This window comes from Mesorhizobium sp. RCAM 06353 (assembly GCF_059683585.1).
The window spans coordinates 6,998,680-7,015,446 of sequence record NZ_CM185031.1; the positions used below are offsets into that span (position 1 = coordinate 6,998,680).

The 16,767-nt window shown below is 59.2% G+C and carries 10 protein-coding genes and 2 pseudogenes; 7 read left to right on the plus strand and 5 right to left on the minus strand.

What is annotated here, in order from left to right; genetic code table 11:
- Positions 1–105: 105 nt before the first annotated feature.
- From AC56QX_RS33855 to AC56QX_RS33870, 4 genes and pseudogenes are all read left to right on the plus strand, one after another.
- Positions 106–1,124: pseudogene (locus AC56QX_RS33855) on the plus strand (IS110 family RNA-guided transposase).
- A 252-nt stretch (positions 1,125–1,376) separates the two neighbouring features.
- Entirely contained in the window at positions 1,377–2,534 is a 1,158-nt protein-coding gene (locus AC56QX_RS33860; RefSeq protein ID WP_497112881.1) for an IS110 family RNA-guided transposase, read from the plus strand.
- 452 nt (positions 2,535–2,986) lie between these two features.
- Complete coding sequence (locus AC56QX_RS33865; protein ID WP_497112882.1) at positions 2,987–3,391, plus strand: MAPEG family protein; 405 nt, start codon at positions 2,987–2,989, stop codon at positions 3,389–3,391.
- 303 nt (positions 3,392–3,694) lie between these two features.
- Positions 3,695–4,312 (plus strand): DUF2062 domain-containing protein, encoded by a 618-nt coding sequence (locus tag AC56QX_RS33870; RefSeq protein ID WP_497118040.1) that lies wholly within the window; start codon positions 3,695–3,697, stop codon positions 4,310–4,312.
- 96 nt (positions 4,313–4,408) lie between these two features.
- Here the strand turns inward: AC56QX_RS33870 and AC56QX_RS33875 are convergent, their stop codons facing one another.
- A complete protein-coding gene (locus AC56QX_RS33875) occupies positions 4,409–4,660 on the minus strand; it encodes a hypothetical protein (RefSeq protein WP_497112883.1) in 252 nt (83 codons plus the stop codon).
- 920 nt (positions 4,661–5,580) lie between these two features.
- On the opposite strand from AC56QX_RS33875, the gene AC56QX_RS33880 reads away from it, so the two are divergent.
- Positions 5,581–5,961, plus strand: coding sequence for a hypothetical protein (locus AC56QX_RS33880; protein WP_497118041.1), 381 nt, complete (start codon positions 5,581–5,583; stop codon positions 5,959–5,961).
- Positions 5,962–6,043: 82 nt separating this feature from the next.
- On the opposite strand, the pseudogene AC56QX_RS33885 reads toward AC56QX_RS33880, so the two are convergent.
- The 4 genes and pseudogenes from AC56QX_RS33885 to AC56QX_RS33900 form a co-directional block, all read right to left on the minus strand.
- Positions 6,044–6,402: pseudogene (locus tag AC56QX_RS33885) on the minus strand (YciI family protein).
- Positions 6,403–7,184: 782 nt separating this feature from the next.
- Complete coding sequence (locus tag AC56QX_RS33890; RefSeq protein WP_497112884.1) at positions 7,185–8,189, minus strand: YihY/virulence factor BrkB family protein; 1,005 nt, start codon at positions 8,187–8,189, stop codon at positions 7,185–7,187.
- Between the two features lie 534 nt (positions 8,190–8,723).
- Positions 8,724–10,799, minus strand: coding sequence for a PAS domain-containing hybrid sensor histidine kinase/response regulator (locus tag AC56QX_RS33895; protein ID WP_497112885.1), 2,076 nt, complete (start codon positions 10,797–10,799; stop codon positions 8,724–8,726).
- Positions 10,800–10,809: 10 nt separating this feature from the next.
- Positions 10,810–15,645, minus strand: a complete 4,836-nt coding sequence (locus AC56QX_RS33900) for a HAMP domain-containing protein (protein ID WP_497112886.1) — start codon at positions 15,643–15,645, stop codon at positions 10,810–10,812.
- Positions 15,646–16,145: 500 nt separating this feature from the next.
- Between AC56QX_RS33900 and AC56QX_RS33905 the strand changes: the two genes are divergently transcribed.
- Both AC56QX_RS33905 and AC56QX_RS33910 read left to right on the plus strand, forming a co-directional pair.
- Positions 16,146–16,451 carry a hypothetical protein gene (locus AC56QX_RS33905; protein WP_497112887.1) on the plus strand — a complete coding sequence of 102 codons (306 nt, stop codon included), beginning with the start codon at positions 16,146–16,148 and terminating at the stop codon, positions 16,449–16,451.
- Positions 16,452–16,513: 62 nt separating this feature from the next.
- Positions 16,514–16,702, plus strand: coding sequence for a hypothetical protein (locus AC56QX_RS33910; RefSeq protein WP_497112888.1), 189 nt, complete (start codon positions 16,514–16,516; stop codon positions 16,700–16,702).
- Positions 16,703–16,767: the final 65 nt, after the last annotated feature.

Here is a 16,767-nt window from a genome sequence, read left to right on the forward strand (position 1 = left end):
CTATCCCCGTCATCCCGAAAGCCGACGTTCCGCTTCTGATGCGGTGGACGGCTCTCCTCCCTTCCTGCGGTATGATCGCGGGATTAGAGCTGGAGGAGCGCTATGATGAGCAACGTTACGACAATCGGTCTGGATATTGCGAAGTCCGTGTTTCAAGTCCACGGCGTGGATGCGGCTGGTGAGGTTGCACTTCGCAGGAAGTTGACGCGTGGGCGTGTGCTGCCGTTCCTTGAGAGTCTGCCGCGTTGCCTGGTCGGAATCGAAGCCTGCAGTTCGTCGCATTATTGGGCGAGAGAACTGACTGCACGTGGCCAGTGCGGCTGCTGCCGGCACAGTATGTGAAGCCGTATCTGAAGCGGCAGAAGAATGATGCTGCAGATGCAGAGGCGATCTGCGAGGCCGTGACAAGACCGACGATGCGCTTCGTGCCGGTGAAGTCGCCCGAGCAGCAGAGTGTGATGATGCTGCACCGGGTTCGATTGATGCTCAACCGCCAGCGCACACAGATATCGAACGCGTTGCGGGCGCACCTATCCGAGTTCGGGGTCGTGGCGCCGATCGGGCGTAGTGGAATTGAGCAACTTCTCGTGGTCATCAACGACGAGAACGATGCCAGGATACCGGCCGACGCACGGCTTTGCCTGAGGATGCTTGAAGCACAGCTTCGTGTCGTGAAGGAACAGATCCTCGAAAACGATCGCCGGGTCCGTGCGAGTGCGCGAGAGACCGAACTGGGTCGCAGGTTGATGGAGATTCCGGGCGTTGGCCCGCTGCTGGCGAGTGCGTTCGTTGCGACCGTCGCCGATCCGCACGCGTTCAAGTCGGGGCGATGCCTCTCGGCTTGGATCGGGCTCGTGCCGAAGCAGAACTCTAGCGGGGGCAAGGAGAAGCTCGGCAGCATCTCCAAGGCCGGCAATCGCTACCTGCGACAGTTGCTCGTGGTCGGCGCCATGGCGGTCATCCGCTATGCCGAACGGAACGGGACTAGGCGGCCATGGCTGGTGCAACTGATGGCGCGGCGAACAACCAAGGTCGCGGCGGTTGCGCTGGCTAACAAGACAGCCCGCATGGTCTGGGCATTGATGACCGGCGGCGAGCGCTACAGGGAGCCGGTCATCGCATAGAACGAAACAAGGCGCGGGATCGCCAACGAGGTTGGAAAGGGCGGACAGGAGCTAATGCACAAAGCCGGTTGAAACCGCCGGATCAGGAAAACCCACTGGGGCCGTGCACTATAAGTGCGAGCTTTCGATCGGGACCTGAAACGCGCGACTGGCATTATGGCCAGCGGCACATGAAAGGCCGCACCTACAGATCCCATGATTTGCGGCGCAGGCAGATTAGACTGCGCCATCTCAAACTCTGGAGGCCTGATCATGTCGCAATCATTCAACGGCGCAGAAGTTGTCCAATACGATCGTACGCTCGTGCTGGCTATCGAACTAAGCAACAAAAACTGGGTTTTGGCCGCCCAGGTGCCCGGCCTGCCGCAGACCAAGGCGAAGCGTGCCATTGAGCCAGATAAGCTTGCTCTTCAGTCCGCAATCGATGGCTATCGTGCTCGTGCTGCTGCTGCCGGCCACCCGGTAGATCGGGTGGTTGCGACCTACGAAGCTGGATGGTCCGGGTTCTGGCTTGCCAGATGGCTGATTGCCAAAGGCGTGGAGGTCCATGTCATCCAGCCTTCCAGCGTGCCCGTCGATCGTCGCATGCGTCGCGCAAAGTCGGACGGGATCGACGCCGAGTTACTCCTGCGTACGCTGCTGGCGTGGCTTCGCGGCGAACCGCGCGTCTGCTCCATGGTACCGATCCCTGACGAAGCCGATGAGGATGCACGGCGCTCTGTCCGCGAACGAACAGAGCTCGTGTCCGAACGTGTCAGCCTTGCCAACCGGATCGGTGCTGTCCTCGCGACGCTCGGCGTCGAGGATTACAACCCGCTCCTGAAAAACCGCCGGCGGCGTCTGGCCGACCTTCGTACCGGTCTGGGTGACCCAATGCCACCTCACGCCCTCGCCAAGATCGAACGGTTGCTGAGCCGGCTGGAGCTCGTTCTCGATCAGATCGCCACGCTGGAACACGACCGCGATGCGGTAGCGGAGTTGCCCGCTTCGGATGATGCCAGTCGGATGATCCAGCAGCTCTGCAGTCTGCGCGGTATAGGGGTGCAGAGTGCCACAATATTGGTCCGCGAGGCCTTCGTCCGTCGCTTCGCTAATGCCAAAGCGCTCGGATCTTATGCAGGTCTTACTGCGACGCCTTACAACAGTGGTGGGGTGGAACGCGAGCAAGGGATCGGAAAGGCCGGGAACCGGCGGCTTCGAACGGTGATGGTGGAGCTGGCCTGGCTCTGGCAACGCTACCAGCCTGGTGCTGCCCAGGTTGCCTGGTTCCGGGAACGCACCGGCTCTACTGGCCGCCGCGTCCGCAAGGTCATAGTGGTCGCCCTCGCTCGCAAGTTGCTGATCGCTCTGTGGCGCTTCGCCGTCGATGGTGTCGTACCCGAGGGAGCCACCATGAAGCCCGCCGTATAATAATTATCGAGATCGGGCAGCTCTGCGACGGCAAAGCAGCCCGGTGACCGAGGGAACGTCGCCGTTGTCCGGCGTGGTGCTCCAGTGCCGTCTTCACAGAGTGGTGCCGTTCCTTTGGAGCTCTCCCGTCCCGAATGCGGGACAGTGGTTGGGATATCATCCCGCCGGATGTGAGGTTAGCAGGCAGGCCCTGCAGGAAGAGAGCTCACCTCGGATTACACCCATGGAAAAACATTGACTGGAGAACCATCATGTGAGGTCGGATACATGGCCGCACCAACCAGCAACTGCAAAAGCTCACAAATCCCTTGCCAACGGAGAGCCGTCCATACACGGCCCCAAATCTGCCGGTCAGCAATGCGCCACTGGTGTGCCATTGGCCTCCACCAACGCATAGCGGTAGACTAGTTGATTGGTTCGACGACCGAGACTGTTAGCAACGGGGACGGCATATGTCGGCGACTGCGTTTGCATTGACTGGATTCATCTCGTGGGCACTGGGACTGCTGATCGTGATGGAAGTGATCCGTACGTATCTGGTGATCTCTGGAAAGGCCGCAGCAAACGGCTTTACGCCAGATAACGCGGGTCTTTCCCCCTTTATGCAGAGGTTAGCCCGCGCCCACGCCAACTGCATAGAAGGGCTTCCAATTTTCGGAGGTCTGCTCGGAGTCGCGATCATTATTTCAAAGACAGATGTCACGGATCCGCTGGCCTCTACACTGTTAGGCGCGCGAATAGTTCAGTCGATAATTCACCTCGTCTCCACGACCCAGATCGCAGTCAGTCTCAGGTTCACTGCGTTCGCAGTGCAAATGGCAATTGGTGCGTATTGGTCCTGGGCGATGTTGAGGTGAAAAGTGCTGCCACTTCAGAAGCCCGGCGGCCCGTGGCGCATTGCGCGGGAGCCGAAAAAAGGGGCGCCCGACGTAGGGGCGGATTGGCGGAATGCCGATAACCAGACGCTCTACCCATTCAACTCGGTACAAAACTATGCCGCGTTCTCAGCCTGGGTTTTTTCCGACTGTTGCCCGACTATCCGCCCTTGCGCTTTCGGACACCCGGTTGATCAGCAAATTCGGAACAAAGCAGCACAGGCTGCGTTTTTTCAGAGACGAGGTCCATCCGTTCAACCGACCGCGTTTGAAGTGGGCAAGAAAGTGCTCTTTGGACGCCGAAATCCTGATGGTCTCTTCGAGCGATTGCGCATTTACATGTGGCCGCGCCGCTCCTTCTCGCGATCGTTTCGGTATGTTTCAAAGCGTATCCTCCGTCTGAACGCCACTCCAAACGCCGTCGCAGCGGGCGTGGCGGCTGGGGTTTTCGCGTCTTTCTTTCCACTAGGGTCCCATTTCGCCATTGCCGCCATCGTGTGCTGGCTGATTTCAGGAAACGTGGTGGCGGCAGGTCTAGGAACATTTGTCTTTGGCAATCCGCTGACCCTACCGTTTGTTGTGGGAGCGACTTGGGAGACCGGCAAGATCATGTTGCACGGCCACATGCAAAGTCACGAACGGCCAGCCCATCTGAGTGAGATGTTGCAGACCCTTTCAATTTCGCAATTGTGGGCACCGGTCTTAAAGCCCATGCTGTGCGGTGCGGTGCCATTCGGGCTGATTTTTGGCCTGTTGTTCTATGGCATCACCCGCTATGGCATGACAGCCTTCCGCGAACAGAGGCGCAAGCGACTGGCCGAAAAGGGGAGCCTGCTCCGGCAGCAGGAAGACATCGTGTTATCACCCCCTCTGCCCACTCGACATCGCCGTTCTGGAGGGTGAATTTCGGGTAGGGCAGCTGAACTATGGCGGCTGCACTGGTGAGCCAAGGTTTTATTTGTGGACCGTGTTGCTTAGTGCCGCAAGCAGTGCATCGAGCTAGCGCAGCTGGCTTTCGTGGCCGGCGCGGACCCGTTCGGTCTTCCAGATGTCATCGTGCATGGCATCGAAGAAGATGGTGACCTTCACGCGATCGGCAGTGGCCCGCAGATCAACGACCGTGGCCACTTCGTATGGTGTTACGTCAGGCACAAAATCGGTCAACGTTTTGTAGGCCAACCGACAGGGCGGCGAGACTTCCGTGTAGGTGACCCGGCACTCCGTGGTGCCAGCCATGCCAGCTTGCTTCATGAAGGCTAGCCTCAGTGTTGCGCAAGTTCGACCAGCTTCACGGCCGCGAACTCAGCCACTCAAGTCCATGCCCCCGTCTTGCCCCTCACCCACGGATCCTGGATGTCGGCAGCGCCATTGCTCCTCCGATGCCTGAAACTGGGCCGCCACGCCATGTCTCGCGCCTAGGAAACAAAGCCCTCCCTTCGGCGTTGAAGCCCTGTCCAACATGGGAGTGTCCTATGGACCCGGCAACTGCTGCAGTTATGATTCTGCTTTCGTGCAACCCGAACGAGCCTTTTGTCTGCAAACCAATTGATACGCCGCAGGCAGTATACTCATCGCTTGACCAGTGCAGAAATTCATTGAAGCGAAGGCTTGCAAGCGCCCCCAGGGGTGAAATAATTGGCCGTTGCCGCCGCATCGACGCGACGGTGACTGGCTCTCTGCCAACCGGTTACTCAAAAGTTGTTGTCACCCGAGGCATCGGGATCAACGGAGTCAGCAGTAGTTACATTGTGCCGCACAAAGATTAGAAAGCCAGCCGCCGTGGGCAGCGGCTCAGCTTACCTCCGTCGGGGACAGGGATACATGCCAGCGACCTCCTCCGCGAAGCCAGCGTTGCCAGAATCCAACTTGCACCGTCATGTCCTTCCCTCATCCCTGCGCTCGATAGCCCTTACCTGGTGAAGAAATCCCAGAAAACCTCCGCCCCGTTCACGGCAGCGGCGGGTCGATCTAGCCTTTGAGCGGGATCTGCTGCAGACGAAACGAGGGAAAGCAATCGTCGCCAACGCACTGCCGGTCTTCAGGTAACAGTGGCTGCTAAATTAGGAAGGCAGCCCAGAGGTCGGCCTTAAGCTTCGTCAGCGCCTTTCGGCCGGCAGCGATCAACCCGACTGCGGGCGAGTTTTGATGACAGTTTGCAGGGAGGAAGTGTCATACCTAAGGTTTCGGATCTTTTCTTTAAGACAGCTATTGTGTGGCTCATTTTGGGGATCGGGGCCGGCCTCCAAATGGCGATCTCAGGCGACCACGGCGCCTTTCCGGCACATGCCCATATCAATCTTCTCGGATGGGTCACAAGCGCAATCTTCGGCGGCTACTACGCCCTTAACCCGGCAAAGGCAGCGCGGAAAATCGCGATGATCCACTACGGTCTCTACAATGTCGGACTCGTTGTGATGCTGCCGGCACTATATTTGATGCTGCAAGGCAATACGGCCCTTGAGCCGATCGTCGCTGTCGGTTCGCTAATCGTGGCTGCAGCCGTGTTGATGTTTGCGTTCCTTCTCAAGCACAAGCGCGCGTTTGGCATCTGAATTATCATCTGCCACGCGCTGAACCGACATCATGCGGTACCGTCCCGATACGCCTGCGCAGCCATCTCGCAGAGGGCAGGCCTCATCGCAAATCAGGCAACTCTTGTAGGGGCCGGATTTCGATCTCGCTCGGCCCCGGCATGGGGTTCGGACATCGCTTCACCCAAGCGAGGGCCTCGTCCATATCCTTTACATCCCAAAGCCAGAAACCGGCAACCAACTCACGATGCTGGGCGAATGGGCCGTCGATGATCTTGCGGCCGGAGCCGTCGAACGCAACGCGCTTGGCCTGGGACGAGGGCTCAAGGCCGTCGCGGCTCGCAAAATACCGGCATTGCGCAATAGGTCATTGTATCGGCCCATCGCCTCAAACGCTTCCGCGGTGGGAAGAATGCCTTTTTCGCTGTCTTCAGTCGCCTTAACGAGCACCATGACACGCACAGTCTGTCCTCCTTGACGCTACGGGCCACGTGGCCCAGGAGCATTTAAGGCGCCACGATCGTAGTCAGTAGCGCACCATGTGAACCCGACTAGCCTTCAGACAAAGTCCCTGCTTCGGTCTCAAGCCGGAGGGCATGTTCTGTAGCTATTTTGAGGAGGGTCGCTGCCGTTTCCCGCGAGCTCCACCCCTGCGCTACCGAGGTGGTCACCAGCGCCGCGAATGCTGCTTCCAACGCGACTTCACAATTGACCTCCCGATCCGGATTACCCGCTGGCAATATTGGTGGTTCGACGGTTAAGGACATGCACACCAATAAACCGAGGGATGAAAGGTTCCAGGATGCCCGGCGGTTGGGCCTATCGCTACGCCCTTTGTCGCCTATCTTCTGAGGCCAAAAAAGCTCAAGACCGCCAGGACGACAACGACGAGTCCGACGATGTAGATAATGCTGTTCATGAGTCCATCTCCTCAGAATTTGCGGGCCAAGCACATCGCTGCTCTCGAGGATTTGGCGCCGGAGCAATTTAACCCTCGCGCTGTAATGAACACTTAGAACCTCCTAATGTTCCATCGGGATGATTGGTAGGATAGCGGCGATCCGCCTGGCGCGATCTCCAGAAGTTCAAACCTCTTTATTATAGCGGTAGCTCGCCATCGATGATGGCCATCTCCCGCAGTAAGGCTTTTGGCCGCTTTCACAGCGATTCAGGCTTGCAACGAGTTGTCAGCGATATTGAGACGAGACAAAGCCGAGTTCGAAGCTTTTTTCGTCCGACACCAGCTATCCCTGACGCCGATGACCCAGCGCAAGAGCGGTCATCGTCGCGCTCGCGCACGCTGCCGCCAACAGCGTGATCACGCCCGCAGAGGGGGAAGTCTGCTCTGGGTGAATCGGGACATGTTCTGCAGGCAAAGGACTGTCAGCCAATGCTCCCAAACCCGACCTGCTGCCGTGTCGAATGGAATAGGCGCGCGTGAACTCGGCGCCGAGAAGAAAAATTTCCGACGAGTAGTAAACCCACAGCAGGATGACGAGCAGTCCACCGGCGGCCCCATATGAGGAGGCGATCGCGCTGGTGCCGATATACCAGCCGATAAGCGACTTCCCGAGCGTAAACAGGGCGGCGGTCATAACAGCGCCGATCCCCACGTCACGCCATTCAAGGGTTCGATCGGGTAACACTTTGTAGATTGCGGCGAACATCACTGAAATCAGGACAAACGAAACGACGGCGTTGATCACGCCGAGGACGATTGTGCCAAACGGCAGCTGAGCGTTGATGATGTTTCCCAAGGCCGAGATCGCTGCGCTGGCGACGAGAGACACGAGCAACATGAAACCGAGCGCGGCGACCAAACCCAGACTTGCCGCACGCGCCCGGACCAGACGCGAGAACGAACTTCCCTGAGGTTCAACTTTCCATATGGTGTTCAGCGATTGCTGCATTTCGCCAAAAACGCCCGATGCAGCCACCAACAAGGTGATTACTCCGATTACCGCGGCCCAGGTTCCGGATAATTTACTCGAGGCACTCTGCAGGGCGGTCTGTAGGAGATCGGCACTTTCTGGCCCCATCAGTCCGGAAATCTGAGCAGACAATGCCAATTGTGCAGCATCCTGACCGAAGACCAGACCTGCAATAGCGACGACTATCAGCAAAATTGGAGCCAGGGAGGTAGTGGCGTAAAAAGCCATGGCCGCGCCATGGCTCAGAGCATTGTCGTTGAGGAACCCGACTGCGCTCTCTTTGACCAAGTCCCATATATTTGTGATCGATGATCGCATTGTGAGTCCGTAGGCATGTGACGGCGTCCATGAGCAATGCGCCAGAGCTCCCGATGTTCCGGCTGGGTGGCGCCGGCTGATTTGTGAACTGGTTGGATTCTTCGGTGAAGACACGTAGCATATGAGTTTGAGGCGAGAGCCACGAGCGCTTTCGATTTGAAGACTAGACTGCTTAAGCCTGGAAGAATCGACGCATTTGAAGCGCGAAGATCCAACAGCGCGCTTATGCATCTGGCAGCGGGAAGGTGGCCCGCATGGCGACCACAAACGGCACTGGCATAATCGCCCAGGAAGAGATCATTCGCGAGGCCGCCCTTCCAGGCACAGCAGACGGCGCATTTTCGGGAACGCGCGAGGTTGCGAGTTCCGGCGCGCTGACCGTGGAAGCGCTCGCGATGCGCGACGGGCGTAACCGGCGAACAAGCTCAAGACCTGATTGACCGGCTCGGGATGATCGCGCAGCGATCGTCGGAAATCTGAATTTCACCAAGTAGGAAATTCGTACCGCGCGTTGCCAACGGCACCCTCATGCCACTAGCCTGTCTTGACCTCTCGGGGCTCTGCATTGGCGATTGCGAGGAAAATGCTTTCGAACAGATCCTTGTCGCGGAAAGGCTTGCCGAGCAGCGGCACGTCCGCTGGCCGATCGGCGATCTCTTCGGCATCGGCATAGCCCGTAATGATAACCGCCGGCCAGTCGGATCGCAGATTGCGTGCGAAGCGGATGACGTCCACTCCTGATACAAGTGGCATGGCGAAGTCGGTCACGATGACGTCGAATTCGTCGGGAGCGCGTTCGATCATAGCGAGGGCCTCTGCCCCTCCCCCCGCGCAAGTTACCTCGAAACCGCGTTGGCGTAACGACTCGGCCGTAAGCTGCCGCAAGACGTTGCTGTCATCGATCAAAAGGATCGACGGTCGCTCCGTGCGGGCGTCTAGAAGGATGTGCCCGACGTCGGCTTCCACCGAGGGAGTGGCTGGTTCTTCTAGTGAGCGTGGCAGCCACAGTTGCATGCCTGTTCCACGATTTACGACGCTGTCAATGCGTAGCGTTCCGCCGGACTGCTTCATGAAGCCATAGACGGTACTGAGACCGAGACCCGTTCCCTTGCCGACGGGCTTTGTGGTGAAAAAAGGTTCGATAACCTTCGCCAGAATATCAGGTGCGATGCCGGAGCCCGTGTCCCTGACTGTCACCACGACATAATCACCCGTCGGAACGTCTTCCGATCGGTTTGCAACTGAATGGTTTCGCGCATGAACCGTTATTGTGCCTCCAGAAGGCATGGCGTCGCGCGCATTAAAAACCAGATTCATCAAGGCAAGTTCAAGCTGTCCGGCGTCGACATGCACGGGCCATACCGTGTCGTCGATTTGCCAATCGAAGCGTATCAGCCCCCCTAAAACGGGGGCGACCAAGCCGTTCATCGTGTCGCCAAGGGCTGCAAGCCGCACGGCTTCTGGTTTCAGCGTTTGTCGGCGCGAAAAGGCGAGCATTCGCGTGACCAGATCGGCACCTTGTTTGGCGGAGCGCCGCAACAGGTCGACAACCTGTCGTCCCTGATCATCCAGTATCCCGCGGCGTTCGAGCAATCCCAATCCGCTGAGAATAGCGGCGAGCAGATTGTTGAAATCATGGGCCAGGCCACCCGTCAGCTTGCCGATTGCGTCAAGGCGCTGTGATTGCAGCAGCTGGTCCTCAAGGCCTCGCCGCTCGGTCACGTCAAGCAACGTGCCCAATATTTCCGGCTCGCCGTCGTCAGAACCGTTTGACATCACGCCTTGGTCAAGAAAGATGCGGTACTCGCCATTGGCGCACAGCCAGCGGAATTCGCAGGTATAGGAGCCCCTGGTTTTTGCCTCCAGCAGGGCTTGCTTTAACCGTGGGAGATCTTCAGGGTGGACCCGGCTAAGGCCGAAAGCCGGATCCGAGGTCAAGTCTTCAGGGGAAAAACCGGTCAGGCGCTCGACACCCTTGGTCACAAAGCGGGCCGCGAACGGCGGCGCGGCGGCCCGCGCATGGAAACAGACCGGCAAGGATCTCAGGATGGCATCCTGACGTTCCTCTGCGTTGCGAAGGGCCCGCTCCGCCTGCAGCTTATCCTTCTGCGCCTGGAGCGCCTGGGCCAGCAGCCCCTGCTCGGTCGCCGCCTTTCGCTGGATTTCAAGCGTCTTTTCGTGGAGCTCGACGAAAACCGCGACTTTCGAACGCAGCATGATTGGATCGAACGGCTTGAACACATAGTCGACCGCGCCGGCATCATAGCCGCGCAGCATGTGGGCCTCCTCCTTGTTGATGGCGGTGAGGAAGATTATCGGCGTGCGCTTGGATTGCTCGCGCTGGCGGATAAGTGCAGCCGTCTCATAGCCGTCGATTCCGGGCATGAGGACGTCCAGCAGGATGACGGCGAAGTCCTCCTTCAGCAGAAAGCGCAGGGCCTCTTCGCCCGATTGGGCGCAGATGACGTCACCGGTCGAGGCGAGCACTTCGCTGATCGCCAGCAAATTTCGCTCGTCGTCGTCGACGGCGAGGATCCGTGCTCTCGCCGGTCTTTCGACCAATTGAACGACCTCAAGTTTTCTTACTTTGTTTCGCACAAGCTTTTGCATGGAGCGGCCGTCAGTTCACTGCCATGAGTATTCTTTCCGGGGTCTCCACGCGTGACCGGGAACGACCTATCCAGACACGAAGCAATGCCAGCAGCAGATCAAGATCGACCGGCTTGGCGATGTAATCGGAAGCCCCGGCGTCCAGACATTTCTGCCGGTCGCCCTTCATCGCTTTAGCAGTGACCGAAATCAGCGGAATGTGAGCGATCGCCGGCGTGCCGCGAATGCGCCGCATCGTCTCGTAGCCGTCCATCTCCGGCATCATGATATCGATCAAGGCCGCATCGACATCGGGCGTCTGTTCCAGCAGGGCGATGCCGTCGCGACCGCGCTCGGCATGCAGAACCTGGATATCGTATGTCTCCAGGACACTGGTGAGCGAGTAGATGTTGCGGATGTCGTCATCGACGATGAGAACCTTCGCCCCCGCCAGATCGGACTTGCCGGTTTGTTCGGTTCCTGTTGCGACCTCCTCGCGTCCTTCTCCCGGCAGTGCCGCCGAGATATGAAGCGCCAGCTGTGCAAAATTTTCGGCCCGCGGCGCATTCGCGAGCGCCGGGTTCAACGCCAGCACCTGATCAAGCGCATCTGGATGTGGGGCAAAGAACAACAGCTGCGGCAAGGCTTCGCCGAACTGTGCATTGACCTCGTCTAATGCTTGTGCGTTGTCCTTGGCCGAGCGCCCGAAACCGAGCACGACAGCATCATAAGAAGCCATGCCGATGTCGTCCACATTTGCCGCGAAACGGCCGACCGCGGTGACCGAGGTCACGCCGTCGCGGATCGCTTCGACGAGCGATAGCCGGCGCTCCGGATCGGGGTCGGCGACCAGGACGCGGCGCTGGATGCGCAGCTTCTTGGAGTGGATGTCCTGAAACACCTTCATCAGTTCATCGGAGGAGACAGGCTTGGTGGAAATGCTGGACGCCCCCTTGCGGGCGAGACTGTCGATATCTTCGGCACCCGAGATGACATGAATGGGAATTCCCTTCGTCTTCTGATCGTGGCGCAACAGATCGAAAAGTACCCATCCATCGATATCCGAAAGCCCGAGATCAAGCGTAATGGCGTCGGGAACCAGTTTGCGCGCCAGGGCCAAGGTGCCCGATCCTGCATTCGACAAGACGCCTTTGAGACCCGCAGAGCGCGCGAGACCAAGCAGCAACCCACCAAAGGTCGGGTCGTCCTCGACGATCAGCACGACCCGATCGGTCGGCGCGATGGTATCGCGGTCGTCGATCAGCTCTGCCGAAGGCGAATTGCCGAGAGATGCTGGCGCAACCTCCGTCGGCGCAGGCAACGCCGACTGCGCTGCGGCCACGCGGGGGCCGGCGAATGGGATGACCAGCGTAAATGTCGAGCCCTTGCCCGGCGTGCTTTCAACGCGCAGTTCGCCGCCAAGCAAACGCGCTATCTCCCGGCTGATCGAGAGCCCGAGCCCGGTGCCGCCGTATTTTCGACTGGTGGTGCCATCGGCCTGCTGGAAAGCTTCGAAGATCAGTTTCTGCTTGTCTTCTGGAATGCCGATGCCGGTGTCGGTTACCGCGATCGCCAAAGCCTTCATGGCGTGCCCCGAGCCGTTGCGGCGGCTGGCCTTCTCGACCCGGAAATTCAAGCTGACCTCGCCCTCCGAGGTAAACTTGAATGCATTCGAAAGCAGATTGAGGACAATCTGCTGCAACCGCTTCTCGTCCGTTCGCACCGTTTCGGGAAGGGCGGGATCGACCTTGATGGTGAAGCCGAGGCCTTTGTCGGCGGCCAGCTGGCGGAACGTGCGCTCCATATGCTGGCGCAGATGCGTCACCGGCATATCGTTGATGTCAATGGAGACGGTACCGGACTCGATCTTCGACAGGTCGAGGATATCGTTGATGAGGCTGAGAAGGTCGGTTCCGGCAGAGTTGATGGTGCGCGCGAACTCGACCTGCTTTTCATTGAGATTGCCCTGCTGGTTGGTGGCAAGCAGGTTTGAGAGAATGAGCAGCGAGTTGAGCGGTGTGCGCAATTCGTGGCTCATATTGGCAAGGAACTCGGACTTGTACTTTGACGTCAGCGCCAGCTGCTCGGCTTTCTCCTCCAGGGCCCGCCGCGCCATCTCGATCTCGAGGTTCTTGTTTTCCACCTGTTTCTTTTCGTTTTCGAGCAGCTGCGCCTTCTCCTGCAACTCCTCGTTCGTCGCATGCAGCTCTTCCTGCTTCTTAGTCAGTTCGGTCTGACGCGCTTGCAATTCCGAGGTCAGCAACTGCGACTGCTTGAGAAGGCCCTCTGTGCGCATCGTTGCCGCAATGGTGTTTAGAACGATGCCGACGGACTCCATCAGCTGGTTGAGAAACGACTGGTGCGTGTCACGGAATTCGCCGAACGAGGCCAGTTCGATGACCGCCTTGACCTCATCCTCGAACAAGGCGGGAAGGATGATGACGTTGGCCGGCGAGGCACTGCCGAGACCTGACGTGACGCGCAGGAATTCCGGCGGCACATTGTCGAGCATGATGGCGCGCTTGTCGGCGGCACTTTGCCCGACCAGGCCCTCGCGCAGGTCCAGGCGCTGCTTGATTGCGGCCTTGCTCTCGGCGCCGTAGGACGCCGCCAGCTCGAGATAGGACTCCTCCTCGTCGCGGTTGGTGACGTAGAACACCCCATACTGAGCATTCACCAAAGGAGCGAGCTCGGACATGATCAGCCGCGAAACGGTGGCAAGGTCGCGCTCGCCCTGCAGCATGCGCGAAAACCGGGCGAGATTGGTCTTCAACCAATCCTGCTCGGCATTCTTCAGCGTCTGATCCTTCAGGTTGCGGATCATTTCGTTGATGTTGTCTTTGAGCGCCGCGACTTCACCGGAGGCCTCGACGCTGATCGAGCGGGTCAGATCGCCCTTGGTCACCGCTGTCGAAACCTCGGCAATGGCGCGCACCTGGGTGGTCAGATTGGCGGCCAGCTGATTGACGTTGTCGGTGAGGTCCCGCCAGAGGCCGGCGGCACCGGGCACACGCGCCTGGCCGCCGAGCTTGCCTTCGATGCCGACTTCACGCGCGACATTGGTCACCTGGTCGGCAAAGGTGGCGAGCGTCTCGATCATGCCGTTGATGGTGTCGGCCAGTGACGCGATTTCGCCCTTGGCGTCGACCGTCAGTTTGCGCTTGAGATTGCCTTGCGCGACGGCTGTCACGACGTCGGCGATGCCACGCACCTGATTGGTCAGGTTCGTCGCCATCAGGTTGACGTTGTCGGTCAGGTCCTTCCAGGTGCCGGCGACGCCTTCGACACGCGCCTGGCCGCCAAGCTTGCCCTCGGTGCCAACCTCGCGCGCCACGCGCGTCACCTCGCCAGCGAAGGAATTGAGCTGGTCCACCATGGTGTTGATGGTCGACTTCAGCTCTAGGATCTCGCCCTTCACGTCGACGGTGATCTTCTTCGACAGGTCGCCGCGCGCCACGGCGGTCGTCACTTCGGCAATGTTGCGCACCTGGCCGGTCAGGTTTTCGGCCATGGAGTTCACATTGTCGGTCAGGTCTTTCCACGTGCCGGCAACGCCGCGCACCTGCGCCTGCCCGCCGAGCTTACCTTCGGTGCCGACCTCGCGCGCCACGCGCGTCACTTCCGAAGCGAAGGAATTGAGCTGGTCCACCATCGTGTTGATGGTGTCCTTCAACTCCAGAATCTCGCCGCGGACATCGACGGTGATCTTTTTCGACAGATCGCCGAGCGCCACCGCCGTGGTCACCTCGGCGATGTTGCGCACCTGGCCGGTCAGATTGGCGGCCATGGCATTGACGTTGTCGGTCAAGTCCTTCCACGTGCCGGCGACGCCACGAACCTGTGCCTGGCCGCCCAACTTGCCGTCGGAGCCGACCTCGCGCGCCACGCGCGTGACCTCCGAGGCGAAGGAATTGAGCTGGTCCACCATCGTGTTGATGACGTCCTTGATCTGCAAGATCTCGCCCAGAGCATCGACGGTGATCTTCTGCGTCAGGTCACCGGTCGCGATGGCGGTGGCCACCTTGGACACGTCGCGCAACTGGACGGTCAGATTGCCGGCCATGGCATTGACGTTGTCGGTCAGATCTTTCCAGGTGCCGCCGACGCCTTCGACATGGGCCTGTCCACCCAGCTTGCCTTCCGAGCCCACTTCGCGGGCGACACGCGTGACTTCGGAGGCGAACGAATTCAACTGATCGACCATCGTGTTGACGGTATCCTTCAGTTCAAGGATTTCGCCCTTGACGTCGACGGTGATTTTCTTTGACAGGTCACCGCGAGCCACGGCCGTCGTCACTTCGGCGATGTTGCGCACCTGACCGGTCAGATTGGCAGCCATCAGATTGACGTTGTCGGTCAAATCCTTCCACGTACCGCCGACGCCCTTGACCTCGGCCTGGCCGCCGAGCTTGCCTTCGGTGCCGACCTCGCGCGCCACGCGCGTCACTTCGGAGGCGAAAGAGTTGAGCTGATCGACCATCGTGTTGATGGTGTCCTTCAGCTCCAGGATTTCACCTTGCACCGCGACCGTGATCTTCTTCGACAGGTCGCCCGAAGCGACCGCCGTCGTCACCTCGGCAATGTTGCGCACCTGGCCCGTAAGATTCTCCGCCATCGAGTTGACGTTGTCGGTCAAATCCTTCCAGGTGCCGGCAACGCCGCGCACTTGCGCCTGGCCACCGAGCTTGCCTTCTGTACCAACCTCGCGCGCCACACGCGTCACCTCGCCGGCGAATGAATTGAGCTGGTCGACCATCGTGTTGATTGTGGATTTCAGCTCAAGAATTTCACCCTTCACGTCGACCGTAATCTTCTTCGACAGATCGCCCAGTGCCACGGCTGTCGTCACCTCGGCGATGTTGCGCACCTGGCCGGTCAGGTTCTCCCGGTCGGAAGAGTACCGAGCCCCCCTAAGGTGGCTCGCGGATAACTTGCGTTTTAAGTATAAGTTGGCAGGACTAAAGTCTTGAGCACCGTCAAACTATGGTCTGATGTTACCACTTTAGTTCCGTGAATGTCCGTCGGGCGTTCCGCTATATTAGCTATTTGCAATATATGATGAAGGCAGAACCCGCCGCCCCATTCACGGCAGCGGCGGGCGTCCCTAGGGATCGCGGGACTTGCTGAGGCGTTGGAACCTCTGCCGCATCAATAACTATTAGCGATGCCTAATGTTCCGCGCGCGCCGTCAACTCTTCTTAGCCTTCCAGCGCCTCGGTCGCGTGGCTGACCGGTCCTCGCCATCGCTCCAAGAACGGCAGCCGGAAAGCCGCGCGGCCCGATCAGGGCAATCGCAATCGCAGGAACAAATTCTTGCCTGGTATGTTGAAGGGTCGAAGGGCACTTACATTTTCTGGAGTTCTTACCTTGAAAACCACTATCTTCTTGGGCGCTCTGGCGCTCTGCATTGCCGCGCCTTCCATTGCCTCGGCCGATGCAATCGTTCTGACGACCAATCAGCACCGCCATCATCACCGCGCCGCAGCAGTCGTCATTAATGAAGACGGCGGTCGCCTCCACCATCGCCGCCATGGCACGGAGGCGTTCTACGACAACGGGCATCGCCATCATTGGCGCAGGCATCATCGTCCCGATGTCGTCGTCATCAAGCGTTCGAACGATCGCCCGATGCACCGCCACCGCCACGTAGTTATCGAGAACAACGATTACTGATCTCGGATTGGACCCGGCTCTGACATCGGAGCCGGGTCAATCAGCTGGAGGATTTGCCAACCATGATCCCGATCCTGAATCCAGAAATTGCACGAAGCGGCCCGATTTATCGCGCGGCCAGGCTTGCGCTGCTGAGACACGAACTCGAATTGAGTTTTGAGCAAACCGACGCAGCCGCCAAAAAGGTCGAGCAAGCGGTGACCAGGCTGGCCAGGGCAACCGCTCAGAATGAGCGGACGGCTCATCAGTAGCGAGCTTTGCTTCCATGGCGCGTAACCTGAAATTAGTTTTAGAGGAAATGCTTCTGGCTTGGCTG